Raw genomic sequence first — 24308 nt, 5'->3', positions numbered from 1 at the left:
CCGCACCGGCAACCGGCGGCCAGCGAGGACCGATGAGCTTTTCCGCGACTGCCTGGGCCCGCAACGAGGTGGCCTACGAGACCATCCGCACGATGCCCTTCAACGCCGAGCTGGCCGAGGGGACGCTGCCACGCTCGACGTTCGAGCATTATATCGTCCAGGACGCGCACTATCTGATCGGCTTCGGCCGCGCGCTGGCGATCGCCGCCGCCAAGGCCCCGCACCCGGACCGCATCGTCCAGTTCACCGACGCCGCCAAGGAGGCGATCGTCGTCGAGCGGGCGCTTCACGGCGCATTTCTCGAGGAGTGGGGCATCGACGCCGCCACCTTCGCCGACATGCACGTCTCCCCCGCGTGCCACCATTACGTCTCGTATCTGATCGCCACCGCTTTCGCCGAGCCGTACGAGATCCTGCTCGCCGCGCTGCTGCCCTGCTTCTGGATCTATGCCGAGGTCGGGCGGGACATCCATGCCCGCGCCGCGCCGGACAATGCCTACCGCAAGTGGATCGACACCTACGCCGACGAGGCGTTCCACCAGGCGGTGATCGGCATGCGCACCGCCGCCGACGAAGCGGCCGAGGGGGCCACCAGCGGCACGCGTGACGCGATGCTGTCGGCCTACAACGCGGCGATGCAGCTCGAGTACATCTTCTGGGACTCGGCCTACCACCGGCGGGACTGGCCGCTGTGACGGCCGGCCGGACCGCGCCATGACGCTGACGACCGGCCGTCTCATCCTCTGCGGCGTGGTGCTGATCGGCGTCGCCTGTGCGGCGGTGCCGGTCTTCACTGGGTGGTGGCCGGGCGGGTTCGCCGGCTATGTCCTCGTCCTGGCGCTGTACTGGGCGCTTTTCTGCATCCCCGTCGGCGTCCTCTCCGGGGCATACCGGCTCGGCATCTCGTGGCGGGTGCGCGGCGCGGTATGGGTGCCGGTCCTCATTCTGGTGCAGGCGCTGAGCTACGCCGTCTACGGGCTGGTCCAGGGGCTCGCCTCGCTGCCGGTCGAGGCGCTGGCGCTGGGGGCGCTGGCGGCCCTCGTCAACGCCCCGCTGGAGGAGTTCGCCTGGCGCGGCGCCTACCTGTCGGTCGCGCGGCGCAATCCGTTGGTCCAGGCCGTCGGTGTCTGGATCTTCACGCTGTGGCACGTGCCGTTGATGTTCGCGAGCGGCGTCGACTTCGGCGAGAACACGCTCGTGGTGCTCATGGGCGTGTTCGCGCTCGGCTCGGTGTGGGCGATCGGCTCGTTCTGGACCGGGGCCCTCGGCTGGGCGATCGTCGGGCACGTCATCGTCAATATGGTAGCCTTCCCCGCCCTCCTCGCCGCCAACATGTAGGCGCCTCGCAGCCCGCGCTGCGCGGGACCATCGCGCGGAGCTACCGAAGCAGCACCGTGACCGGCGGGCCGGGGCCGTGGACGCTGTCGACCGCGTGGACCTCGACGGTCGTCACGTCGGGGGGGATGCCGACGCCCGTCAGCGACCGCGTGAAGGGCTGTTCGTCGACGTGGGGGTGGTGGAGGACCCGCGTGCCGAGCGTCCGTCCGTCCGCCGTCGTCACCACGAAGGCGTCGGCATAGTGGTCCCACCCCGCGTCGGCGTGGCGCACGGTGACGTCGAAGCGCCACGTGTCGCCGGTGCGCACCGCGTTCACGGCCGTGACCGTGGGTGTATCGGCGCGGCTCGGGGCCGAGGCGGTGACGGCCAGTGCCGCGAGGGCGATCAGGAGGCGGCGGCGTCGGTCCATGGCGTCACCCGTCTGAGGGTCAGGTTGATGCGGCCGCCACCCTCGATCAGGCGGGACGAACCGCTGAGCACGCGATCGATTCCATGGTACATCAACCGCGACGGGCCGCCGAACACGACCACGTCACCGGAGGACAGGCGCACCGAGCGCGTCGGCCCGCGGCGCGTCGTCCCACCCATGCGGAAGACCGCCGTGTCGCCCAGCGAGACCGACACCACCGGCGCGTCGAAGGTGGCCTCGTCGCTGTCCTGGTGCATGCCCAGCCTGGCGCCCTCGTCGTAGATGTTGACGAGGCAGGCTTCGGGCGTGGCCGGGGCGCCGAGGCGGGTCCACAGCGCGGTGAGCTGGTCCGGAATCGGCGGCCAGGGCTTGCCCGTCTCCGGGTGGCGCGGCTGGTAGCGGTAGCCGGCCTTGTCGGCCACCCAGCCGAGGGTGCCGCAGTTCGTCATCATCACGGAGAAGGGCTTGCCGGTGCGCGGCATCGTCGGCCGGTAGAGCGGCGAGCGCTTCATGACCATCTGGATCTGCGCCAGCAGGCTGCGCTGCTCGGCCGGCGAGAGCATGCCAGGATGGATCGCGAGACCGGTGGCTTCGATCGTATCGGCCATAGGCGCCCACTTGTTGACCCGAGGGGGTGCAGCTGTCGGGCCGGACCTCTGCATCATCCTGCCGGGGAACGCAAACTTTGTCGGCGGCCGAGCGCCCCGGTGCGGGCGATCGTTACCTCGGTGCGACGCCGGTCACCTTTCAGTGCCCTCTTCATCCTCGCAAATCACCGACTAGGTGAGGCGCGGTCGGACGCGGCCTCCCGCGTCGCGACCCGCCTTGTCCCCCATGACGCATGTTGCGTCAGAGACTTATGGAGACACTTCATGCGCCTTATGCTCGCCGCCGCGACGACGCTCGCCCTCATGCTCCCGGCCTCGGCCGAGTCCCTCGACATTCCGTCGGGCACCTACAAGAACGACCCCACCCACTCCTCGATCGTGTGGAAGGTGTCGCACATCGGCTTCTCCACCTACACCGGCATGTTCGCCCGTGAGGCGATCGACGCGACCATCGAGCTCGACGCCGACGACGTGGCCAACTCCAAGCTGAGCGTGACGCTCGCCGGCCGGGAAGTGCGCACGCTTCACCCCGGCGACACCGACTTCAACGCCGAGATCGCTTCGGCGATGTTCATGAACACCGCCGAGTTTCCCGAGGTGACCTTCACCGCCACCGAGATCGACGTGACCGGCGAGAACACCGCCGACATCACCGGCGAACTGACCATCGCCGGGCAGACGCATCCGCTGACGCTGAAGACCACGCTGAACCAGGCCGCGAACCACCCGATGGCCGGCACCCCCGCGCTCGGCATCACCGCGACCGGCTCGCTGATGCGCTCGCAGTATGGCAACGAGGGGCTGCTCGGTCCGATCTCCGACGAGGTGACGATCGAGATCCAAGCCGAGTTCATGAAGCAGGATTGAGCCCGCGACGGGGGCGGGCCGCCGTGCCGGCCCCCGCAGGCGTCCGGCCGGGGGGACGGACCGTGCCGGCGTTGAGCGTCCTGCAACATTGTGTGCTGCAGGATGGCCGAATGGCGCCGCGGGGATGACCCCCTTAGGCTGGATGCTATATCGAGCCGTTCGCGGCTGATGTCGGAGAGGGAGCCCGTGCCGACCACCACCGAACCCCCGTTTCGCGCCTCGCGCTACACCACCGGCGCCATCGTCCTGCACTGGACCATCGCGATCCTGGTGATCCTGCAGATCGCCGGCGGGTTCACGATGGAGGCGCTCGCCGAGCGGGGCTCGGCGCTGCAATATACCCTCTTCCAGCTGCACAAGAGCATGGGGGCGACGGTCCTCGTTCTCACCGTGGCGCGCATCCTGTGGCGGGCGTTCAACCCGCCGCCGGCCGAGCCGGCCAGCGTCTCGCGCATGGAGCGCGTCGTCGCCGGCATCGTGCACAAGGTCTTCTACTTGCTGCTCCTGGTAATTCCGCTGGCGGGCTGGGTGGTGATCACCGTGTCGCCGATCCAGATCGAGACGGTGCTCTACTTCCAGAGCTGGCTGCCGTGGCCGCATCTGCCGGGCTTCGGCGGCCTCGGCGCCGACGCGCGCGCCAATGTCGAAGACATCGCGGGCGACGTCCACGTGATCCTGGCCTATGCGATGGGCGTGCTCGTTCTGCTGCACATCGCCGGGGCGGTGAAGCACCAGATGGAGAACGGGCGCTACCTTCGCCGGATGACCGGCTTTTCCGGCGGTGACGGCCCGCGCAACGCCTATGGTCAAGCGACAACGGTGGTCGCGACGCTGGTGTTCGGCGGGGCGATCATCGGCTCGGCCGGCATCGCCCGTCACGAGGCGGCCCTGGCGCGCGCTCCCGCCGCCGTCTCTCCCGACGAGGCCGAGGTGCTGGGCTCCGCTGCCGCGCAGCCGCCCGCCCCCGAGCCTGCCCCGGCCGGTCCCACGCCCGAGCCGGAAACCGCGACGACCGAAACCGAAGCCGCCGACACGCTCCAGTCCGCCGCCGCGCCCGAAGAGCCGGCCGGCGCGGTGAGCGGTGCGCCGGTGGACGTCGCGGCGGTGCAGGCTCCGGAGGCCGATGCTCCCGAGGCCGACACACCGGTGGCCGACGCTCCCGAGGCCGCAGCGGAGCACCCCGCCCCGGAGCCCGCGGCGGTGCCGCAGTGGACCGTGCGGCCCGGCGAGAGCGCTCTGACAATCCGCTTCGGCTACCAGTCCGGCGAGGTGGTCGCCCGGTTCGAGTCCTTCGACGCGGACATCGCCTTCGATCCCGCCGATCTCGACGCCTCGTCGATCCGCGTCGCCGTGGACCTCACCAGCGTCACCATCGACAGCGGCGGTGTGCCGATGGCGCAGCTTCGCGGACCGGACGGCCTCGCCGTCGACGCGGCGGCCACGGCGACCTTCACGTCGCGCCGGATCCGCCAATCCGGTGATGGCAGCTATGTCGCCGACGGAGAGCTCGACCTGCGGGGGACCGTGCGGCCCATCGCGCTCGCCTTCGACCTCGCCATCGACGGGGACGTGGCGCGCGCCGACGCCGGAGCCACGCTGGAGCGGCTCGACTATACGATCGGCGCCCGCAGCGATCCGACCGGCGGAACCGTCGCGCTCGAGGTCACCGTGGCTGTGGATGTGGTGGCCGATCGTCGTTGACCGGGGCGTGATCGGCGCGCTCTGCGACTTGTGCGCCACATCACTGGTCTTATATCTGGCAGTTGTAAGGGGGCACTTCGCGCCCCCCGTTGTCTGTCACGCGAACCGGGGACCGGTCTCGTGAGCTTTGGGACGCCATAACGGGTCCCACCGGTCCGCCACGAAGGAGAGAACATGAGCAAAGTCATCGGCATTGACCTCGGGACGACCAATTCGTGCGTCGCCGTCATGGACGGCAAGAACGCCAAGGTCATCGAGAACGCCGAGGGCATGCGCACCACGCCGTCGATGGTCGCCTTCACCGAAGACGGTGAGCGCCTCGTCGGCCAGCCCGCGAAACGTCAGGCCGTCACCAATCCCGAGAACACCCTTTTCGCCGTCAAGCGTCTGATCGGCCGCCGTTTTGCCGATCCGACCGTCGACAAGGACAAGGGTCTCGTCCCGTTCGACATCGTGAAGGCGGACAACGGCGACGCCTGGGTCAAGGCGCGCGACAAGGACTACAGCCCCTCGCAGATTTCCGCCTTCATCCTGCAGAAGATGAAGGAGACCGCCGAGTCCTACCTCGGCGAGACGGTCGACAAGGCGGTCATCACGGTCCCCGCATACTTCAACGACAGCCAGCGTCAGGCCACCAAGGACGCCGGCAAGATCGCCGGTCTCGAGGTGCTGCGCATCATCAACGAGCCGACGGCGGCCGCGCTCGCCTACGGTCTCGACAAGAAGGACGGCAAGACCATCGCCGTCTACGACCTCGGCGGCGGCACGTTCGACGTCTCGATCCTGGAGATCGGCGACGGCGTGTTCGAGGTGAAGTCGACGAACGGTGACACGTTCCTCGGCGGCGAGGACTTCGACATCCGGATCCTCGATTACCTCGCGGACGAGTTCAAGAAGGAGCAGGGCATCGACCTGCGCAAGGACAAGCTCGCCCTCCAGCGCCTGAAAGAGGCGGCGGAGAAGGCCAAGATCGAGCTGTCCTCCTCGACGCAGACCGAGGTGAACCTGCCGTTCATCACGGCCGACCAGTCGGGCCCGAAGCACCTGACCATGAAGCTGTCGCGCTCCAAGCTCGAGAGCCTGGTCGAGGATCTCGTCGAGCGTACGATGGGCCCGTGCCGCGCCGCGCTGAAGGACGCCGAGCTGAACGCCTCGCAGATCGACGAGGTCGTGCTCGTCGGCGGCATGACGCGTATGCCGAAGGTCCAGGAGGCCGTGAAGGGCTTCTTCGGCAAGGAGCCGCACAAGGGCGTGAACCCGGACGAGGTCGTCGCCATCGGCGCCGCGATCCAGGGCGGTGTGCTGCAGGGTGACGTGAAGGACGTCCTGCTCCTCGACGTGACCCCGCTGTCGCTCGGCATCGAGACGCTGGGCGGCGTCTTCACCCGCCTGATCGACCGGAACACCACGATCCCGACCAAGAAGTCCCAGGTCTTCTCGACCGCCGAGGACTCCCAGTCGGCCGTGACGATCCGCGTCTTCCAGGGCGAGCGCGAGATGGCGGCCGACAACAAGATGCTCGGCCAGTTCGATCTCGTCGGCATTCCGCCGGCGCCCCGCGGCGTGCCGCAGATCGAGGTCACGTTCGACATCGACGCCAACGGCATCGTCAACGTGTCGGCCAAGGACAAGGGCACCGGCAAGGAGCAGGTGATCCGCATCCAGGCCTCGGGTGGCCTGTCCGACACCGACATCGAGCAGATGGTCAAGGACGCCGAGAGCCACGCCGAGGACGACAAGAAGCGGCGCGCCCTCGTCGAGGCCAAGAACCAGGGCGAGGCCCTGATCCACTCGACCGAGAAGATGCTGTCGGAGAACGGCGACAAGATCGCCGAGTCCGACAAGTCGACCGTCGAGGCGGCCGTCGCGGACCTGAAGACCGCGCTGGAAGGCGAGGATCCGGCGGCCATCGAGCAGCGCACGCAGGCGCTAGCGCAGGCCTCCATGAAGCTGGGCGAGGCGATGTACGCCGCGCAGCAGGGCGGTGACGACGGCGACGCCGGCGCCGATCCCGACGCCGCGGCCGAGAAGGACGACGTCGTCGACGCCGACTTCGAGGAAGTGTCGGACGACGACCGCAAGCGTTCCGCCTGACGCTGCGGGCGGCGGTGACGCTCTCCAGACACCACTGTAGTGCCGCGGCCCTTCCGGGGGCCGTCGCCACACGGAGCGCGTCCACCGTCGGTGCGGCGCGCTCCGTCACGTCAGACGCCGCGCGATATCTTTCCGCAAACGGTATTAAAGCTCATCGATTGGCCGTGACGCGCCCGCCGGGCTCCGGCTCGACACGGCGCGCCGCAGCGGCGACCTCATGCTCGCTGCGCCTCCTCCGAACGGCGGTTCACCCGATCGATCGGCATCCGTTGATGAAAACGCATGAGTTAATCTAAGAAGAGCGATGGCGACGACTCAAAAGCGCGACTACTACGAGCTTCTCGAGGTTTCTCGGACTGTGGACGAGAAGGGCCTCAAGAGTGCCTATCGCAAACTCGCCATGAAGTATCACCCGGATCGCAACCCGGGCGATACCGATGCCGAGCTGATGTTCAAGGAGGTCTCCGAAGCCTACGAGGTGCTGCGCGACCCACAAAAGCGCGCCGCCTACGACCGCTTCGGCCACGCCGCGTTCGAAGGCGGCATGCGCGGTGGCGCCGGCGGCCCCGGCTTCGGCAACGACTTCGCCTCCGCCATGAGCGACATTTTCGACGAGTTCTTCGGCGGCGCGCGAGGCGGCGGTGGCGGCGGGGCGGGCCGTGGTGGCCGGCACCGTGGCTCGGACCTGCGCTACAACCTCGAGATCGACCTGGAAGACTCGTTCCGCGGCAAGCGGGTGACGATCAACGTACCGTCGAGCAGCACCTGCGACGTGTGCAGCGGCTCCGGCGCGCGCCCCGGTACCGAGCCGGTCAGCTGCCCGACCTGCCACGGCGCGGGCCGCGTGCGGGTGAGCCAGGGCTTCTTCACGCTGGAGCGCACCTGCGTCACCTGTTCGGGCCGTGGCTCGGTGGTGCGCGATCCGTGCACCAACTGCGGCGGCTCGGGGCGCGTGTCGAAGGAGCGCGAGCTGTCGGTCGATATTCCGGCCGGGATCGAGGACGGCACCCGCATTCGCCTGGCCGGCGACGGTGAGGCCGGCGTGATGGGCGGGCCTCCGGGCGATCTCTACATCTTCCTCTCGATCCGCCCGCACGACTTCTTCCAGCGCGAAGGGGCCGACCTTTATTGCCGGGTCCCGATCTCCATGGCGCGGGCCGCGCTCGGCGGCTCCATCGAGGTCCCTTCGATCGACGGCGAGAAGGCCAAGGTGAAGATTCCCGAGGCGACGCAGACCGGCCGGCAGTTCCGGCTCCGCGGCAAGGGCATGCCGGTCCTGCGGTCCAGCCAGACCGGCGATATGTATATTCAGGTGGTCGTCGAGACGCCGCAGAAGTTGACCCGCCGGCAACGAGAGCTATTGACGGAGTTCGAGGAACTGTCGTCGAACGAGAACCATCCTGAGAGTCATGGGTTCTTTTCCCGTGCCCGTGAGTTTTTCGAGAATCTCTCCCAATAACGTCAGTCGCGATTGAGCGTCCCTGCGGAGCCCCGAATGATCGATCAAGCCCGTCAACGCGCGAGAGAGATGCAACTGCGTCTGACGCAGGAAATGCAGACTCTCAAGCAGAAGCGTAGCCGCGGGGTCACCGCCCGCCGCGACATCCGGATCCTGGAAGAATTGCGCATGCTGGCCCGCCGCACCGAGGCGGACCTGCGCCCATCGCAGACCACTAGGGACCGCCTGCGGCGCATCCAGGAGCGTGTCGTCGACGAGGTGCGCTTTCTGCGCCAGTGGGCCGAGAGCCCGCTGAAGACCGGCGCGGTCGCACCCTCTGGGCAGGAGCTGTCGCGGCTGATGGCGGGTTACGTCGAACTCGACCGGCCGGGCGTCATCGTCGAGCTGGGACCGGGCACCGGCGCGGTCACGCAGGCGCTCGTCGACCGCGGCGTGCCGCAGGAACGGCTGCTCCTGATCGAGTATTCGCCCGAGTTCTGCACGCTGCTGCGCGAGCGCTTCCCCGGCGCGACCGTGATGCAGGGGAACGCCTACGCCCTCGGCGAAGTGCTGGCGGAAGTGGGCCAGCCGCCGGTCGCCTCGGTGGTGTCGGGCCTGCCGTTGTTCACGCGGCCGCTGCCGGAACGCCAGGCGCTCCTGTCGGCGGCGATGGCGGCGATGGCGCCGGGTGCGCCGTTCATTCAGTTCTCCTACGCGCTGGTGCCCGCCGTTCAGGGCCTGGTCGGCATCACCTGGTCGACCTCGCGCTGGGTCCTCGCCAACCTGCCGCCGGCGCGCGTGTGGGCCTACCGCTCAGAGGCCGAGCGCGCCGCCATCGCGGCCTAGGTCCCGAGCCGGGACCGGCCGAGGGCCGTCCCGGCTCCGGCATCAGCTGCATTTTCGTGCGGTGACGGCGGTCCCATCCGGCAGGCGGTTGCCGGTGGCGGCGCATTTTCGTGCGGCGTCGCACCGCTGCCGGGCGCCGAGCGTTGTGGGCCGCGCGCTCGCTGCCCATATGCGCAACGCAAGACAATGGTAACCAGTAGCATGACTGAGACTTCCAAGGCCCCTTGGCACGGCACGACCATCGTCACCGTGCGCAAGGGCGACAAGGTCGTCGTCGCCGGCGACGGTCAGGTGACGATGGGCCACACCGTGGTCAAAGGCACCGCACGCAAGGTCCGGCCGATCGGCAAGGGCACGGTGATCGCCGGGTTCGCAGGCGCCACGGCCGACGCCTTCACCCTTCTGGAGCGCCTTGAGGCCAAGCTCGAGCAATACCCCGACCAGCTGATGCGCGCCGCCGTCGAGCTGGCGAAGGATTGGCGCACCGACCGCTACCTGCGTCATCTCGAGGCGATGATGATCGTCGCCGACAAGACCGAGACGCTGGTGATCACGGGCAACGGCGACGTGCTGCAGCCCGAGGAGGGCATCGCCGGCATCGGTTCGGGCGGCACCTACGCGCTCGCGGCCGCCCGCGCGCTCGCCGCGGAGACGGACCTTTCGGCGGAGGAGATCGCCCGCCGCGCCATGAAGATCGCCGCGGACATCTGCGTCTACACCAACGACAGCGTCATCGTCGAAAGTCTCGACGCGGTATGATCTCAGGCTCAGACGCCCGGGTTGCGGGCGGCCTCCATGGCCCGACCGTCGGCCGTCGGCGCGTCGGGCACGACGCTGAGCGCGCCGTTGGTCTCGAGGACGATGGCGTGCACATCGGTGAGATCGGCGCGGCCGGCCGAGCGGACGGCGGCGAGCACGGCGGCTTCGGACAAGCGTGCGTCGCGCATCGCCTTGTGCAGAAGCCGGCCCTCGTGGACGACGAGCGCCGGCTCGGATTTGACCGCGCGGCGAACCGCGTCGGAGCGCGATGCGAGCAGCGCGACGACCCCTTGGCAGATGATCAGGACCGCCAGCGCGGTGAGCCCGTCCACCAGAGCGACGCTGGGCGACAGGATCGTCGTCGCCAGGATCGAGCCGAGTGCGACCGTCACGACGAAGTCGAAAGCGTTGAGATCGGTCAGCGTGCGTTTGCCGCTGACCCGGAGCAGGACCACCAGCGCGGCGTAGGCGACGAGGGCGAGAACCGCCACTTGCACAGCGCGCGGCGCGTCAGAATATAATTCTACCATGTAGTGCGAACGCAGCCGGCTCTTCGAGGTTTCGTCGCACGCATAAGACCGCGCCTTTGGGGCGGTGCCCGGCGGGATCGAGGATCCGCCGGTGGAAAGGAACACCATGACCGACTTCTCACCCCGCGAGATCGTCTCCGAGCTGGACCGCTACATCATCGGCCAGAAGGAGGCCAAACGCGCCGTCGCGATCGCGCTGCGCAACCGTTGGCGCCGCCAGCAGCTCACCGACGAGCTGCGCGAGGAGGTGATGCCCAAGAACATCCTGATGATCGGCCCGACCGGCGTCGGCAAGACGGAGATCTCGCGCCGTCTCGCCAAGCTCGCCAACGCGCCGTTCATCAAGGTCGAGGCGACGAAGTTCACCGAGGTCGGCTATGTCGGCCGCGATGTGGAGCAGATCGTGCGCGACCTGGTGGAGATCGGCCTCGGCCAGGTCCGCGAGCGGCGCCGCAAGGAGGTCCGCGCCACGGCCCATGCCGCCGCTGAAGCGCGCGTCCTGGAGGCGGTGGTCGGCAAGAACGCCTCGCCCGCGACCAAGGACAGCTTCTCCAAGCGCCTTCGCAACGGCGAGCTGGACGACCGCGAGATCGAGGTCGAGATCTCGGCCGCGCCGCAGATGCCGAACTTCGAGCTGCCCGGCATGCCCGGCGCCAACATCGGCGTGATGAACCTCTCCGACATGTTCGGCAAGGCATTCGGCCAGCAGAAGAAGTCCCACCGCACCACCGTGCGCGACTCCTACGAGCTCCTCATCGCCGAGGAGTCCGACAAGCTGCTCGACGACGAGAAGCTCACCAAGGAGGCGTTGCGACAGGTGGAGAACAACGGCATCGTCTTCCTCGACGAGATCGACAAGATCACCGTGCGGTCCGACCGTGTCGGCGGAGACGTCTCGCGCGAGGGCGTGCAGCGCGACCTGCTGCCGCTCGTCGAGGGGACGACGGTCACTACCAAGTACGGCCAGGTGAAGACCGACCACATCCTCTTCATCGCGTCGGGGGCATTCCACGTCTCCAAGCCGTCGGACCTCTTGCCGGAGTTGCAGGGGCGCCTGCCGATCCGCGTCGAGCTGCAACCGCTCACGAAGGAGGACTTCCGGTCGATCCTGACCGAGACGGAAGCCTCGCTCATCAAGCAGTCCTCCGCGCTGATGGCGACGGAGGGCGTGACGCTGGAGTTCACCGACGACGGGATCGACGCGATCGCCGAGGTGGCCGTGGACATCAACGCCACGGTCGAGAACATCGGTGCGCGACGGTTGCAGACGGTGATCGAACGCGTCCTCGACGACATCTCCTTCACCGCCACCGACCGCGCGGGCGACACGTTGACGATCGACGGCGAGTATGTGCGCTCCGGCGTGGCGGAGATCGCCAAGAACGCGGACTTGTCGCGCTTCATCCTGTGACGACGGCGGGCCGGGCGCGCTGCGAGGCGTGCGCGGCCTGTCGGCGGTGCAGTGATCTGGGGACGAGGGCGCGGCGGGGCTGGGCACGGAGTGCCGACCCTTTGCGGCGGCCCGAGTAATCCGCGACGATAGCACCGATCCGGGTGCATCCCGCCGGGGCGGCGGGTCGACCGTCGGCCGCCGGCCCGAGGGGCACGGGCCTGTCCATGGGTGCTGCGAAAGGCTGCATGTGAGCAACGAGGACGATCAGACCCCCGCACGGCGCCGCCGCGAGCGTGGCGAAGGCGGCGGCCGGGGCGGCCAGCGACGCGCCGGGCGCAAGGCCCGCGCGGCCGCGGGCGAGCGCACCGCGGCCACGCCGTCGCCGTCTGGCGAGGTGACGGCGGCCGAGCCGTCCGCCACGCCGGAGCGGGATGCCAAGCGGGCCGCGGCCCGCGCCGCCCGCCAGGAACGCCGGGCGCAGAAGGTGGCCCGCAAGGCCGCCCCGCGCGAGGTGGCCGGCGACGGCGCGCCGCGCCCCAGCGCCAACCCCTATATCCGCTACGCCGCGGCGACCGAGCCGACCTTCGCGGTCTCCGAGGCGCTGTCCGAGCGCCTGCTCGCCGCCGCGATCGACGTGGCGGACGCGCATTTCCGCCAGCACGTCGCCGCCACCGGCAGCGTGACGGACGAGTACCGCGCCGCGATCGCCAAGACCCTCGCCTTCACGCGCGAGAACGCCGCCGGCAAGACCTTCCGCGAGGACGAGTTCGTGGCGATGGCGGTGCTGGTCTCGCTGCTGGAGCCGCAGCTGATCGCCGTCGCCGGCGCCAATGCGGATGCCGTCGCCGCAGCCTACGCCACCTCGAAGGCGAAAGTCGTCGCGGTGGCGAAGAAGGCCGACAAGCTCGCCCGCGCCATCGCCCGCGACACGTTCGTCCACGCCGACTTCGGCGCGCACGACTTCGGCGACCTGCCGGAGGGGGCGCTCGCCCATCTCGGCGATGCCGTGCCCACCGCGCGGCGCCTGCTGGAGGCGGAGGCGAAGGGCTTCGACGCGGCGGTGGTGACCAATTCTCCCGGCATGTCGGGGATCGTGCGCCGGGGTGTCTCGGCGCTGCCGACGCTGCCGATGATCCTGCAGGCGGACCGCTTCCAGGTGGGCGACACGCTGACCTGGTCGAACCGCCGCCGCCGCTTCGAGGCGACGATCACCGCGGAGATGCTGGACGAGATGCGCCGCGCACGGGCCGTGATCGACCGGGTGGTGCCCTTCCCGGTGCTGGAGGACCAGATCGCCCTGCCGTTGAAGGACAAGGCGATGGCGCCGCCGGTGCTGGTCCTCTTCAGCTGACCGGCGCGAGGCCGCGCGGGGCGGCGGCGCCGGCGGCTCGCACTCAGCGCGAGACGGTGATGCCCGACCCGTCGGCCGTGGAGCCGGAGAAGCTCTGCGCCGAGGTGGCGCGCAGCGTCGCCACCGTGGACGAGCCGTCTCCGCCCTTCAGCGTAACCTGACTGCCGTTGAGGTCCCACGCCGCGATGCCGGCGAGCGAGGGGGCCGAGCAGCCGCGCGTGGAGGCGCGATAGCCGCCGGTCCACGTCGTCAACGACATGAAGAGCTGGCAGTTGTCGCCGCCGCTGGCGATGCTCCAGCCGCCGAGCAGATCCGTCCGGCCGACGTTCACGCCCGACGGGGCGGGGGAGGCGGCGGCGACGTCGGTCCCCGGCGCGCCGGGCATCGACCCGTCCGGCAGGGGCTGGCCGGCGATCGGCGCCTCGGGAACTTGGGGCTCCTGCGGCTGCTGGGTGATCGGCGGCGGGGCGAGCGGCGCCTGACTGACGGGCCGCGACGGCGCGGGCTGGACGGAGGCCACGGTCTGCGTGCGCTGCGTCATGCAACCGCCGAGCGCGACCGTCAGGATGCCGACCATGGCAAGGCCCAGGGTGCGCGGCGCGCACGCTCCTGACGTGGAGGTGCGCGACATGGAACGGTACTCGATCATCACTTCTGCCCCTTCAGGCGTTCCTGGCATTCTCTTCGCCGGCACCCCACGCACCGGCCCGGTCCGGTGGGAGGCGACCGCGTCACCGCCGATCCCCATACCCGTGTTTGCCCGGATCCGTCGATATACCGTTAACTCGCCTCCGGGTCGAAGGGGGGGCAGGGTCCCGAAGCCTCGGGCGGGGGACCCTCAGGCCGAGAGAGGGCGGTGCACCGGCGGCTGCGACAGCACCAGGTCCGGCGGGCGATGCCCATCCATGAAGACGCGGATGTTGATGACCACCTTGTCGCCCATGTCGATCCTGCCCTCGCGGGTGGAGGAGCCCATGTGCGGGAGCAGGAGCGCCTTGCCGGCCTTCGCCAACTTGATCAGCCTGGGGTTGATCGCCGGCTCGTTGGTGAACACGTCGAGGCCCGCGCCGGCGAGTTTTCCCTCCTCGATCAGCTTGATGAGGGCGTCTTCGTCGACGATGTCGCCGCGGGCGAGATTGATGACCATGGCCTCCGGCTTCATCAGCGCCAGGCGGCGGCCGGAGAGGAGATGGAAGGTCGCCGGCGTCTGCGGGCAATGGATGGAGACGAAGTCCATGCGAGCGAGCATCTGGTCGAGGCTTGCCCAATAGGTGGCACCGAGCGGCTCGGCGATGGCGGGGGCGGCCGGACGGCGGTTGTGATAGTGGACCGACATGCCGAACGCCTTGGCCCGCTTGGCGACGGCTGCGCCAATACGTCCCATGCCGACGATGCCGATCCGTTTGCCCCAGACGCGGTTGCCCATCATCCACGTCGGCGCCCACCCGCCGAAGCCGCCCTCCTCGATGATCTTGGTACCCTCGACGATGCGGCGGGGCAGGGCGAGGATCATCGCCATCGTCATGTCGGCGGTGTCCTCAGTCAGGACGCCGGGGGTGTTGGTGACGAGGATCTTGCGCGCCGCCGCGGCATCGACGTCGATATTGTCGGTGCCGTTGCCGTAGTTGGCGATGAGGCCGAGGTTGGGGCCCGCCTGCTGCAACACCGCAGCGTCGATCCGGTCGGTGATGGTGGGGACGAGGACGCGGGCGTGGCGCACGGCTTCGACCAGCTCGGCCTGCGTCATCGGCCGGTCGTCGGCGTTGAGCTTCACGTCGAACAGCTGGCGCATGCGCTCTTCGACCTGTTCGGGCAATTTGCGCGTGACGATGACGCTTGTCGACATGACGCTCCTCTTCAAGCCGGCGGGTGTTGATAACCCGAACGCAACCGGATGCATGCCACCTTAGCGTTCCCCGCCAAAGAGGGAACGATGAAGCCGATCCGATTTACGATTGCCTCCCTGGCACTGATCCTGGCCGTTGTCGCCGGTGCCGCGCCGCCGGCCCATGCCGCCGGGCCGACCGAGATGGGGCCGAGCGGCCTGCCGCTGCCACGATTCGTGAGCCTTTCCGCCAACAAGGTGAACGTGCGCGTGGGCCCGTCGCGGTCATATAAGATCAAGTGGACCTTCAACAAACGCGGACTGCCGGTGGAGATCGTGCGCGAGTACGGCAACTGGCGACGCGTGCGCGACGTCGACGGCGAGGACGGGTGGATCCACCGCTCGCTGCTCTCCGGCAAGCGCACCGCGCTCGTCGCGCCGTGGTCCGAGACCGAGACGATCCCGCTGCTGGAGACGGCGAGCGCGGCCTCTTCGCCGGTGGCCTACCTGGAACCCTTCGTGCTGGCGGACGTCGAGCGGTGCGACGGGTCGTGGTGCTCGATCTCGGGTCAGAACTGGCATGGCCTGGTGCCGCAACGCACCCTGTGGGGCGTCTATCCCACCGAGAAGGTCGACTGAGGCGAGACCGAGGCCGCCGCCGGGCGGAGCCGCGGCGTCAGCCGAACGGGCGCCGCTGGTGGATGGCGGCGGCGAGGGTGCCCTCGTCGAGATAGTCCAGCTCGCCGCCGATCGGGACGCCGGAAGCCAGCCGTGAGATCGTCACGTCGAGCGGTTCGAGGCGCTCGGTGATGTAGTGGGCGGTGGTCTGCCCCTCGACGGTGGCGTTGAGGGCGAGCAGCACCTCGCGGACCTCGCCGCCCGCGACGCGCTCTATCAGACGCGCGATGCCGATATCGTCCGGCCCGAACCCGTCGAGCGCCGAGATCGTGCCGCCGAGGACGTGGTAGCGGGCGCGCAGCGCGCTGGCGCGTTCCAGGGCCCACAGGTCGGCGACGTCTTCCACGACGATGAGCGTCGCCGCATCGCGCGAGACGTCGGCGCAGACGGTGCAGGGGTCGGACGTGTCGACGTTGCCGCACTCGCTGCACACGGTGACGCGCTCGCCCACCTCGGCCAGCGCCGCGGCGAGCGGGTGCAGCAGCGCCTCGCGCTTCTTCACCATGTGGAGGGCGGCGCGGCGGGCCGAGCGGGGGCCGAGACCGGGCAGCTTGGCCAGCAGCGCGATCAGCCGCTCGATTTCGGGACCCGCGACCGCCACAGGCGCGTCAGCCGCCGAAGGGCAGCTTCATGCCGGCGGGGAGGCCGAGGTCGCCCATCAGGCTCTGCGTGCGCTCCTGGACGAGGACCTGGACCTTGGCCTGCGCGTCGGCGACGGCGGCCATCACCAGATCCTCGACGATCTCCTTGTCCTCCGGTTTCATCAGTTCGGGGTCGATCGCGAGGGCGGTCAGCACCATGGCGCCGTTCATCGTCGCCTTGACCGAGCCGGCGCCGGACTCGCCGCTCGCCTCGATCTCCTTCAGCTCGTCCTGGAGGTCGCCCATGCGGCTCTGCAGCTCGCGGGCCTTCCCCATCATCTTGAACAAATCCATCGGTCTCTTCCTCTCAACCCTTGCGGTCGCGCGCCTGTTCGGCCGGCCCGTCCGCCTCGTGCGGTGTTTCTCTCACTTCGACGATCTGCGCATCGGCGAACCGCGCCATGATCGCTTTCACCAGCGGGTCTTCCCCGGCTTCCGCCTTCAGGCGGAGCTGCTCGGCGGTCTTCACCTCGTGGATCGTCGGCGTCGTGGCGCCCTCGCTGACGGTGACGATCCAGCGCGAGCCGGTGACCTCGGTCAGCTTCTGCCCCAGCTGGCCGGCGGCGTTCGCATTGGCGCCCTCGGTCAGCGTCACCTCGATGCGGCCGGGCGCGAAGGCCTTCAGGCGCATGTCCTGCTCCACCGCCTGCTTGAGCAGCAGCGAGTGCGAGCCCATCAGCGCGGCGATATCCTCGAAGCTCTGCGGCTGCGGGCGCTCGGCGCGGGCGCTGGCGCGAGCCTGTGCGGGGGCCACGGCGCGGGCGGCCGGGCCGTTGCCGGGGCCGCGCGGCGGGCGGGCCGGGCCACCGCCGCCCGGCGCCTGCGGCGCGTCGGTCATCGGCAGACGGTCGGGGTCGGGCAGGCTCGCCATGTAGGTGAGCCGGATGAGGACCATCTCGGCCGCCATCATCGGCTTGGGCGCGGACTGCACCTCCTGGATCCCGGCGAGCAACGCCTGCCACATGCGCGACAGCGCCGCCATGCCGAGCCCGGCGGCGAAGGCGACGGCGCTCTCGCGCACCTCCTGCGGGTCGCCGGGGTCGGGCGAGCCGTTGGTCACCTTGAGGCGCGTCACCTGATGGGTGAACGAGGCGAGGTCGGTGAGGATGACGGCCGGGTCGGCACCCACCTCGTACTGCGCGCCGAGTTCGGCCAGCGCCCCGGCGGCGTCGCCCTTCATGACGCGCTCGAACAGGTCGACGATGCGGGTGCGGTCGGCGAGGCCGAGCATGTCGCGCAGGCTCTCGGCGGAGATCACGCCGCCGCCGTGGCTGATCGCCTGGTCCATCAGCGACAGCGAGTCGCGCACCGAGCCCTCGGCGGCGCGGGCGATCAGGCGCAGTGCCTCCTCGTCGGCGGTGATGCCTTCGTTGGTGGCGACCTTGGCGAGGTGCGCGCTCAGCTCGTCCGCCTCGATCCGGCGCAGGTCGAACCGCTGGCAGCGGGACAGCACCGTCACCGGGACCTTGCGGATCTCGGTCGTGGCGAAGATGAACTTCACGTGCTCGGGCGGCTCTTCCAGCGTCTTCAGGAGACCGTTGAAGGCCGCCGTCGACAGCATGTGCACCTCGTCGATGATGTACACCTTGTAGAGCGCGGAGACGGGCTTGTAGCGCGCCGCGTCGGTGATCTCGCGGATGTCGTTGATCGAGGTGTGGGACGCGGCGTCCATCTCGATCACGTCGACGTGCCGGCCTTCCATGATGGCTTTGCAGTGGTCGCCGAACTCGGTGAACTCCACCGTGGGGTGGCGGGCGCCGTCCTTCTCGTAGTTGAGGGCGCGAGCGAGGATGCGGGCGGTGGTCGTCTTGCCGACACCGCGCACGCCGGTCAGCATCCACGCCTGCGGGATGCGGTCGTGAGCGAAGGCGTTCTTCAGCGTACGCACCATCGGCGCCTGGCCGATCAGCTCGCCGAAGTGGTGCGGGCGGTATTTGCGGGCCAGGACCGTGTACGGTGTCGCGGACGGTGCTGTGCTGTCGGACAAGGTGGTCTCCGGCCGCGAAATCGTGGTGTGTGCCGCTGGTTGCGCGCGGGCTCAACCATGCACACGATGCCCGGTAGGCGCCAGCCCTGCGGCGCCCGGATTTCGCGCTTGCCCACGTGGTGGGCGCGGCATCGTCGCCGCCGAGGTCGCCGGCTTGGAAGAAGGAGGCCGGCGAATGACCCGGACCGGATTCGTTAGGGCTGCTTCGTTCCCGACCTGACCCGGTTGGCGAGTGGCCCGTCCACCGCCGACCTCCCACCGCCCTATATCAGGATCATCACCCTGCTTGGCAAGACCGGATCTCGATGATCTGGCCCCCCGCCGCCTCCGCGTCCGCCGGGTCGTGGCTGACCATGACGACGGGCAGCCCGTCCTGCCGCGCCAGGTCGAAGACGAACGCCCGCACCTGGGCCCGGAGCGCCGGGTCCAGCGCCGAGAACGGCTCGTCCAGCAGCAGCGTTCGCGGCGCCGAGGCGAGCGTGCGCGCCAGTGCCACACGGCTCGTCTGGCCGCCCGAGAGCGTGTCCGGGTCGCGTGCGGCGGCGTGCCCCATCTCGACACGGGCGAGGTTGGCTTCGGCACGGGCGCGGCGCTCGGCCCGCGTCAGGCGCCGCCCGGCCTCCCGCCGCGGCACCGCGAAGAGGACGTTCTGCACCACCGACATGTGCGGGTAGAGGAGCGCGTCCTGGAACATCAGCCCCATGCGGCGGCGCTCGGGCGGCAGCGGAGTGAGGTCTGTGCCGTCGCGTGTCACGGTGCCGGTGACGGTGAAGGGCGCGTCCAGCAGTCCGGCGACGGCCAGGAGCAGCGAGGTCTTGCCGCCGCCCGACGGGCCGATCACCGAGAGCACGGCTCCCGGCTCGACGGTCGCCTTCAGCGTGGCCATGGTGCGCCCGCGCAGCGCGACGGCGAGGTCGATCTCCAGGCTCATGCGCGGCCCTGCATGGCGCGGCGGTGGCGGAAGGCGAGCGCCGGCCCGCCCCGCGCCAGCGCAAAGGCGACGAAGGGGAGCGCCAGCTGCATGAGGGCGAGCATGGCGACCAGCCGCCGGTCGCCGCCGGTGGCCGCCGCGACCGCTTCGGTGGTGATGGTGGCGACGCGCCCGCCGCCGACGATGCGCGTCGGCACGTAGAGCGCGACGCTGACCGCGACGCCGAGCGCCGCCGCGACCGCCAGCGGCCGCGTCAGCAGCGCCAGCCGGACCATGACGAAGCGGCGCCACCACGGCAGGCCGAAGCTGCGCGCCGCCATCTCGTAGCGCGGGTCGAGTGCGGCCCAGGGGCCGGACAGCGCGATGAGGGCATAAGGCAGCGTGAAGAGGACGTGCGTGAGGGTGACGAGGACCGGCCCGGCCGTCACCCCCATGGCGATGACGAGCGTCGCCAGACCGAACAGGAAAGCGACTTGCGGCACGATCAGCGGCAGGTAGATCAGCCCGCCCACGCGCACGCCGCTCGCCAGCAGCGCCACCGCCAGCGGCAGCGACAGCGCCGTCGCGCCGATGGCGATGCCGAGCGTGGTCGCCAGCGTGTCGAGCACGCCCGGCAGGCGCTCGACCCAGGACGCGGCGCTGACGTTGGCGGGCAGCACCTGCGGAAACGGCCAGTAGCCGGCGACCGACTGCACGCACAGGCCGACCACCGCGAGCGCCATCGTGCCGGTCAATGCCGCGGCGAAGGCCATGGCGGCGATACGGGCCAGCCGGTCGCGCCGGGCGCGCCAGCCGCCGTCGCGCAGCCGGGCCAGCGCCCACCCCGCGGCGCGCTCCAGCGCGAGCCAGGCGAGGACCAGGGCGCCCATCAGCCCCAGCAGCAGCACCGCGCCGGCACTGCCGACGAGCCAGGCGTCGATGTCGGCCGCGTGGAGCTCGGTGAGGAGGCGCACGGCGAGGGGGGGCGGGCGCGTCGGCCCCAGGATCATCGCCACGTCGACCACCGAGACGCAGAAGGCGAGCACGGCCAGCACCGGCAGCTTGATCTGCCGGTAGACCAGCGGCCACACCCCGTGCAGGAACGCCGCCATCCGCCCGTAGCCGAGCGCCCGCGCCATGGCGACGCGGGGCCGCGCTTCGATCTGTCCCAGCGCGGCGAGGGCCATCAGCACCAGAAAGGGCGTCTCCTTCATGACGAGGGCCACGGTGAGGGCGATCCCCCACGGGTCTTGCACCAGCGCGATATCGGGCGGGACCCGCAGCCCGGTGGCCCACGGCGACAGGAGCCGCAGGACCAGGCCGGAGGGCGCGAACAGCAGCACGAACCCGAGCGCCGCGGCCGCATGCGGCACCGACAAGAGCGGCGCCAGCAGCCGATCCGTGACCGCCATCGCCCGCGTGCCGAACGTCGCCGCCAGGATCGACGCCGTGGCCGCCAGCGAGACGAGGGTCGCCGCCAGTGCCGTCCCGACCGACAGCGCCGCCGAATGGGCGAGGCCGGGGCGGGCGGCGAGGGCGGCGAACGCGGCGAGCCCAGGCTGGTCGGCGCCGATGGGCGGCAGGTAGCCGAATGCCGGCAGAAGCACGCCGACGAGCCCGGCGCCCACCGGCACGGCGATGACGAGCTTGACGGCGACGCCCGCCGCGGCCGCCGGCCCCCCGCCGCCGGCCGGCCGGGGGCGCCGCGGCGCCGCGTCCCGCCCGTCATAGTCGCGGCGCCTCATTCCATCCCACCTGGCCATGATCTGCACGCGGCGCACGCCGCGTCGGCGAGCCTAGTTCGGGTGCCGCGGCGGAAAAATCAACCGATCGCGACCGCGCACCGCCGCTGGGCGAGGCTTGCCGGCCGCGCGTCGCGGCGCGACGGGGGCATCGTCGCGCCGGCCGGCGGGCGCTATAGTGGGCGCATGTCCATCGCCGAGGCAGAACCCTTCCACGCGGTCCTCTTCCCGCACCGGTCGCTCACCCGCCGCGGCTATCTCGTTCTGATGGCGGTGGTCGCGGGCGCAATGGGGTTCGCGGCGCTGCGCACCTGGGCGATCGGCGCGTGGCCGGTCTCCCTCTTCGCCGTGGCGGACATCCTCCTCGTCTGGGGCGCCTTCAAGCTCTCCTACCGCTCCGGCCGCCAGTTCGAGGAGATCACCGTCACCCCGAGCGAGGTGCTGATCCGCAAGGTCTCCCCCGCCGGCCGCGTCCGTGAGCACCGCTTCCAGACCGCATGGGCCCGCCTCGCCGTCGTCCGGCGCGACGAGGACGTCGTCAACCTCGAGATCGGCTCGCACGGTCGCGCCGTCGTCATCGGCGCCTTCCTCAATCCGGCGGACCGGGCCAGCTTCGCCAGCGCGCTGTCCGATGCGATCAGCCGCAGCCGCGGCCGAGGCTGAGGCACGCCCGGACCGGCAGGACCGCCCGGCCGGACGGTCCGCGACGCAACCGCCGAAGCGTACACCGCGTTGGGCTTGGACCGAGGCGCGGAACTGTCCTAGAAAAACCTATGAATTTACCAACGCTCCTGACCTGGTTCCGCTGCATCGCCGTCCTGGCGGTCGCGGTGACGCTGGCCTGGCCCTTCGGTCCTCACCGGGGCCTGGCGCTGACGCTCTTCGTCCTCGCCGCGGCGACCGACTGGCTCGACGGCTACCTCGCCCGCACGCTGAATCAGACCACCGCCTTCGGCCGGATGCTCGATTCCATCGCCGACAAGATGCTCGTCAGCGTGACGTTGCTGATGCTCTGCGCGGAGGGATCGATCCACGGCGTCCATGCGCTGGCCGCCGCGTTGATCCTCACGCGCGAGACCGCGATCGCCGGACTGCGCGAGCATCTGGCCAGCAAGGAGGTGGTCGTCCCGGCCTCGATGCTGGCCAAATGGAAGACCACGGTGCAGCTCGTCGCCCTCGCCGTCCTCATCGCCGCGCCGCTGGTTCCCTTTCCGGTTATTGCGAACTGGGCCGGACTCGCCATCTTGTGGGTCGCGACCGTCATGACGGTGGTCAGCGGCGCCCAGTACGTCTGGGGCACGCGCCACAACTGGGGGAGTCATGAAGCTTAAGTACTTCGCATGGGTGCGCGAGCGGATCGGCGTGCCGGAAGAGGACATCGTGGTGCCGCAGGAGGTGGCCACCGCCGGCGACCTGATCCTGTGGCTGAAGAGCCGGGGCGAGGGCTACGCGCACGCGCTCGAGCAGGATCGCTTCATCCGCGTTGCCGTCGACCAGCGGCACGTCACGCACGATACGCCCGTCGCGGGGGCGCGCGAGGTGGCGCTGTTTCCGCCGATGACCGGCGGCTGAGCCGATGCGCGCGCACGTCACCATCCTCGACGATCCGCTCGACCCGAAGGCCTGGTTCGCCGAGCTCGCGCCGTGCGACGATACCGGCGCGATGGCCGCTTTCGTCGGCAAATGCCGCGGCGAGAAGGGCCGGCTCGTGGCGTTGGAGCTGGAACATTATCCCGGCATGGCGGAGGCCGAGATCGGCCGCATCATGGACGAGGCGCACGCGCGCTGGGAGCTGTTCGACCTCCTGGTGGTGCATCGCACCGGCATGGTGAAGGTGGGCGAGCCGATCGTGCTCGTCGCCGCGGGGTCGGTCCATCGTGACGCCGCGTTCGACGCCGTCCGCTTCGTGATGGACTTCCTGAAGACCGACGCGCCGTTCTGGAAGCGCGAGCACCTCCTCGACGGGACGGTCGGCGCATGGATCGAGGCCAAGGAGGCCGACGATGCCGCGCGCGACCGGTGGGCGAGGCCGACGGTCACCGCCTGAGGCCCTGCGCGGCGAGGCGGCCGTAGGTAGACGCTAGCGGAACGCGAGCGCGCACGGAGCCCCTGCTCAGTCCGGATCCTCCAGCCCCAGGCGGGGCGGGGCCGGCGTGTGCGGATCGCTGGCGACGCGGGTCACCCTGAGCCCCGCCTCGCGCAGGAGGGCGACGAGACCGTCCTCCCCCGGCAGGTGCAGCGCGCCGACGGCGACGACCTTGCCGCCTTCACGCAGGCCCGGCAGCATCCGTTGCAGCATCGTGCGGTTGCGCCGCGCCACCATCGCCTCCCAGAAGACGTCGCCGATCCTCTCCGCCTCGTCCTCGCCGACGAGGGCGGCCATCTCCCGCAGACCCATCGTCCAGATCGCACCGATATGCCGGGTACGGTAGAGGGCGATGTTGGTGAACCACATCGCCCTGTCGTCCGCACCCAGCGACAGCGTCATGCGCAGGATCTGGTCCATGACCTCCGGCTGACCCTCCAGCGCGTCGATCTGCTCGGCCACCGTCTCCAGCCCCGAGACCTCGACGTCGGCCTCCACGGCGATGCGCTCCAGTTCCTCGTCGAGCCCGGGCGCGTCGGCCTCGGCGAGGGCGCAGGGCGGGAGGCTGAGCAGGCCGACGAGGATCAGCGGGCGCATCTGCTCGGCGACGACGAGCGGCATCCCGTACCCGGCGAGCACCTCCTCCGCGTGCTCGCGTTCGGCGGGGCTCATGGCGTCGGTGAAACTGCTGTCACCGCTGCGGAAGATGTTCTTGGGGTTGGCACTCCACCGTGCCAGCTCTTCGGTCATGGTGGAGCTTTCGAGCTCCAGGTAGAGGCCCGAGGCGCGGGTCACGAGCGCGGTGAGCGTCTCGCCCGGCTGAGCGATGCCGCCGGCTGCGAGGTGGAAGGTGCCGACCAGGTAGGATGGCGGCTCGGTCTCGACGCGCCACAGCCGGCCCTCCGCGTTGGGCATGCCGGCACGCGCCTCGGCGATGGCCGCGGCGGCGGTCGGCTCGGCGATCAGCATGGCGTCGGGGCCGGGAGACGGACCGCAGTCGGCCGTCGCCCCGGTTGCCGCCGTCCCGAGCGTCGCCACCACGGAGGCGGCGACGAACCAACGCGCTACGATCTTCAACGGCTTGCCTCGTCCGCCCAATCGGACA

Annotated in this window: 26 protein-coding genes and 1 other RNA gene; 15 read left to right on the top strand and 12 right to left on the bottom strand. The window is 70.2% G+C overall.

Annotation, left to right across the window (positions count from 1 at the left end; genetic code table 11):
- Positions 1 to 32: 32 nt before the first annotated feature.
- Together MRB58_RS07185 and MRB58_RS07180 are read left to right on the top strand one after the other, a co-directional pair.
- Positions 33 to 695: a TenA family protein gene (locus tag MRB58_RS07185; protein ID WP_244781043.1), complete on the top strand. Its 663-nt coding sequence runs from the start codon at positions 33 to 35 to the stop codon at positions 693 to 695.
- 19 nt (positions 696 to 714) lie between these two features.
- The gene (locus MRB58_RS07180) at positions 715 to 1338 is read left to right on the top strand and encodes a type II CAAX prenyl endopeptidase Rce1 family protein (RefSeq protein WP_244781042.1); all 624 of its coding nucleotides are present in this window, start codon (positions 715 to 717) and stop codon (positions 1336 to 1338) included.
- Between the two features lie 40 nt (positions 1339 to 1378).
- Here the strand turns inward: MRB58_RS07180 and MRB58_RS07175 are convergent, their stop codons facing one another.
- The gene (locus MRB58_RS07175) at positions 1379 to 1747 is read right to left on the bottom strand and encodes a hypothetical protein (RefSeq protein ID WP_244781041.1); all 369 of its coding nucleotides are present in this window, start codon (positions 1745 to 1747) and stop codon (positions 1379 to 1381) included.
- The gene (locus MRB58_RS07170) at positions 1723 to 2355 is read right to left on the bottom strand and encodes an alpha-ketoglutarate-dependent dioxygenase AlkB (protein ID WP_244781040.1); all 633 of its coding nucleotides are present in this window, start codon (positions 2353 to 2355) and stop codon (positions 1723 to 1725) included. Before MRB58_RS07170 ends, MRB58_RS07175 begins: the two co-directional genes overlap by 25 nt.
- 264 nt (positions 2356 to 2619) lie before the next feature.
- Between MRB58_RS07170 and MRB58_RS07165 the strand changes: the two genes are divergently transcribed.
- From MRB58_RS07165 to hslV, 6 genes are all read left to right on the top strand, one after another.
- Positions 2620 to 3222, top strand: a complete 603-nt coding sequence (locus MRB58_RS07165) for a YceI family protein (protein ID WP_244781039.1) — start codon at positions 2620 to 2622, stop codon at positions 3220 to 3222.
- Between the two features lie 186 nt (positions 3223 to 3408).
- Positions 3409 to 4923, top strand: a complete 1515-nt coding sequence (locus MRB58_RS07160) for a cytochrome b/b6 domain-containing protein (RefSeq protein WP_244781037.1) — start codon at positions 3409 to 3411, stop codon at positions 4921 to 4923.
- A 174-nt stretch (positions 4924 to 5097) separates the two neighbouring features.
- Complete coding sequence (gene dnaK, locus MRB58_RS07155; protein WP_244781035.1) at positions 5098 to 7017, top strand: molecular chaperone DnaK; 1920 nt, start codon at positions 5098 to 5100, stop codon at positions 7015 to 7017.
- 304 nt (positions 7018 to 7321) lie between these two features.
- Positions 7322 to 8476: a molecular chaperone DnaJ gene (dnaJ, locus tag MRB58_RS07150; RefSeq protein WP_244781034.1), complete on the top strand. Its 1155-nt coding sequence runs from the start codon at positions 7322 to 7324 to the stop codon at positions 8474 to 8476.
- Positions 8477 to 8545: 69 nt separating this feature from the next.
- Positions 8546 to 9301 (top strand): class I SAM-dependent methyltransferase, encoded by a 756-nt coding sequence (locus MRB58_RS07145; RefSeq protein ID WP_371747244.1) that lies wholly within the window; start codon positions 8546 to 8548, stop codon positions 9299 to 9301.
- A 201-nt stretch (positions 9302 to 9502) separates the two neighbouring features.
- Positions 9503 to 10060, top strand: a complete 558-nt coding sequence (gene hslV / locus MRB58_RS07140) for an ATP-dependent protease subunit HslV (RefSeq protein ID WP_244781033.1) — start codon at positions 9503 to 9505, stop codon at positions 10058 to 10060.
- Positions 10061 to 10068: 8 nt separating this feature from the next.
- Here the strand turns inward: hslV and MRB58_RS07135 are convergent, their stop codons facing one another.
- Positions 10069 to 10698 carry a DUF421 domain-containing protein gene (locus MRB58_RS07135; RefSeq protein ID WP_244781032.1) on the bottom strand — a complete coding sequence of 210 codons (630 nt, stop codon included), beginning with the start codon at positions 10696 to 10698 and terminating at the stop codon, positions 10069 to 10071.
- Here MRB58_RS07135 and hslU point away from each other — a divergent pair.
- On the top strand, positions 10697 to 12001 hold the full coding sequence (gene hslU, locus MRB58_RS07130; protein WP_244781031.1) for an ATP-dependent protease ATPase subunit HslU: 1305 nt from the start codon (positions 10697 to 10699) through the stop codon (positions 11999 to 12001). The genes MRB58_RS07135 and hslU overlap by 2 nt on opposite strands.
- A 229-nt stretch (positions 12002 to 12230) precedes the next feature.
- Positions 12231 to 13334 (top strand): hypothetical protein, encoded by a 1104-nt coding sequence (locus tag MRB58_RS07125; RefSeq protein ID WP_244781030.1) that lies wholly within the window; start codon positions 12231 to 12233, stop codon positions 13332 to 13334.
- 43 nt (positions 13335 to 13377) lie between these two features.
- Here the strand turns inward: MRB58_RS07125 and MRB58_RS07120 are convergent, their stop codons facing one another.
- Positions 13378 to 13983 carry an AprI/Inh family metalloprotease inhibitor gene (locus MRB58_RS07120; RefSeq protein ID WP_244781028.1) on the bottom strand — a complete coding sequence of 202 codons (606 nt, stop codon included), beginning with the start codon at positions 13981 to 13983 and terminating at the stop codon, positions 13378 to 13380.
- A gap of 189 nt (positions 13984 to 14172) precedes the next feature.
- Entirely contained in the window at positions 14173 to 15180 is a 1008-nt protein-coding gene (locus MRB58_RS07115) for a D-glycerate dehydrogenase (RefSeq protein ID WP_244781027.1), read from the bottom strand.
- An 87-nt stretch (positions 15181 to 15267) separates the two neighbouring features.
- Here MRB58_RS07115 and MRB58_RS07110 point away from each other — a divergent pair, with 87 nt between their 5' ends.
- Positions 15268 to 15798 (top strand): SH3 domain-containing protein, encoded by a 531-nt coding sequence (locus MRB58_RS07110; protein WP_244781026.1) that lies wholly within the window; start codon positions 15268 to 15270, stop codon positions 15796 to 15798.
- Between the two features lie 37 nt (positions 15799 to 15835).
- Here MRB58_RS07110 and recR read toward each other — a convergent pair whose 3' ends face one another.
- The 6 genes from recR to MRB58_RS07080 form a co-directional block, all read right to left on the bottom strand.
- On the bottom strand, positions 15836 to 16438 hold the full coding sequence (gene recR / locus MRB58_RS07105) for a recombination mediator RecR (protein ID WP_244781025.1): 603 nt from the start codon (positions 16436 to 16438) through the stop codon (positions 15836 to 15838).
- 7 nt (positions 16439 to 16445) lie between these two features.
- Positions 16446 to 16772, bottom strand: coding sequence for a YbaB/EbfC family nucleoid-associated protein (locus MRB58_RS07100; RefSeq protein WP_244781024.1), 327 nt, complete (start codon positions 16770 to 16772; stop codon positions 16446 to 16448).
- 13 nt (positions 16773 to 16785) lie between these two features.
- Positions 16786 to 18486, bottom strand: coding sequence for a DNA polymerase III subunit gamma/tau (locus MRB58_RS07095; protein WP_256461731.1), 1701 nt, complete (start codon positions 18484 to 18486; stop codon positions 16786 to 16788).
- Between the two features lie 139 nt (positions 18487 to 18625).
- An RNA gene (gene ffs, locus MRB58_RS07090) (signal recognition particle sRNA small type) lies at positions 18626 to 18721 on the bottom strand.
- 21 nt (positions 18722 to 18742) lie between these two features.
- Positions 18743 to 19396 carry an ATP-binding cassette domain-containing protein gene (locus MRB58_RS07085; protein WP_244781022.1) on the bottom strand — a complete coding sequence of 218 codons (654 nt, stop codon included), beginning with the start codon at positions 19394 to 19396 and terminating at the stop codon, positions 18743 to 18745.
- On the bottom strand, positions 19393 to 21120 hold the full coding sequence (locus MRB58_RS07080) for an ABC transporter permease (RefSeq protein WP_244781021.1): 1728 nt from the start codon (positions 21118 to 21120) through the stop codon (positions 19393 to 19395). The genes MRB58_RS07085 and MRB58_RS07080 overlap by 4 nt, the downstream gene beginning before the upstream one ends.
- A gap of 183 nt (positions 21121 to 21303) precedes the next feature.
- Between MRB58_RS07080 and MRB58_RS07075 the strand changes: the two genes are divergently transcribed.
- The 4 genes from MRB58_RS07075 (at position 21304) to MRB58_RS07060 (ending at position 23164) form a co-directional block, all read left to right on the top strand.
- Positions 21304 to 21780: a DUF2244 domain-containing protein gene (locus MRB58_RS07075; protein ID WP_244781020.1), complete on the top strand. Its 477-nt coding sequence runs from the start codon at positions 21304 to 21306 to the stop codon at positions 21778 to 21780.
- 110 nt (positions 21781 to 21890) lie between these two features.
- The gene (gene pgsA / locus MRB58_RS07070) at positions 21891 to 22448 is read left to right on the top strand and encodes a CDP-diacylglycerol--glycerol-3-phosphate 3-phosphatidyltransferase (RefSeq protein WP_244781019.1); all 558 of its coding nucleotides are present in this window, start codon (positions 21891 to 21893) and stop codon (positions 22446 to 22448) included.
- Entirely contained in the window at positions 22438 to 22689 is a 252-nt protein-coding gene (gene moaD, locus MRB58_RS07065) for a molybdopterin converting factor subunit 1 (RefSeq protein ID WP_244781018.1), read from the top strand. Before pgsA ends, moaD begins: the two co-directional genes overlap by 11 nt.
- Positions 22690 to 22693: 4 nt before the next feature.
- A complete protein-coding gene (locus MRB58_RS07060; protein WP_244781017.1) occupies positions 22694 to 23164 on the top strand; it encodes a molybdenum cofactor biosynthesis protein MoaE in 471 nt (156 codons plus the stop codon).
- Positions 23165 to 23230: 66 nt separating this feature from the next.
- Here the strand turns inward: MRB58_RS07060 and MRB58_RS07055 are convergent, their stop codons facing one another.
- A complete protein-coding gene (locus tag MRB58_RS07055) occupies positions 23231 to 24280 on the bottom strand; it encodes a TraB/GumN family protein (protein WP_244781016.1) in 1050 nt (349 codons plus the stop codon).
- Positions 24281 to 24308 lie beyond the last annotated feature (28 nt).

The organism is Acuticoccus sp. I52.16.1 (assembly GCF_022865125.1).
Taxonomy (GTDB): Bacteria; Pseudomonadota; Alphaproteobacteria; order Rhizobiales; family Amorphaceae; genus Acuticoccus.
Note: the sequence above shows the minus strand (reverse complement) of the source record. Positions and strands in the feature narration are given on the sequence as shown.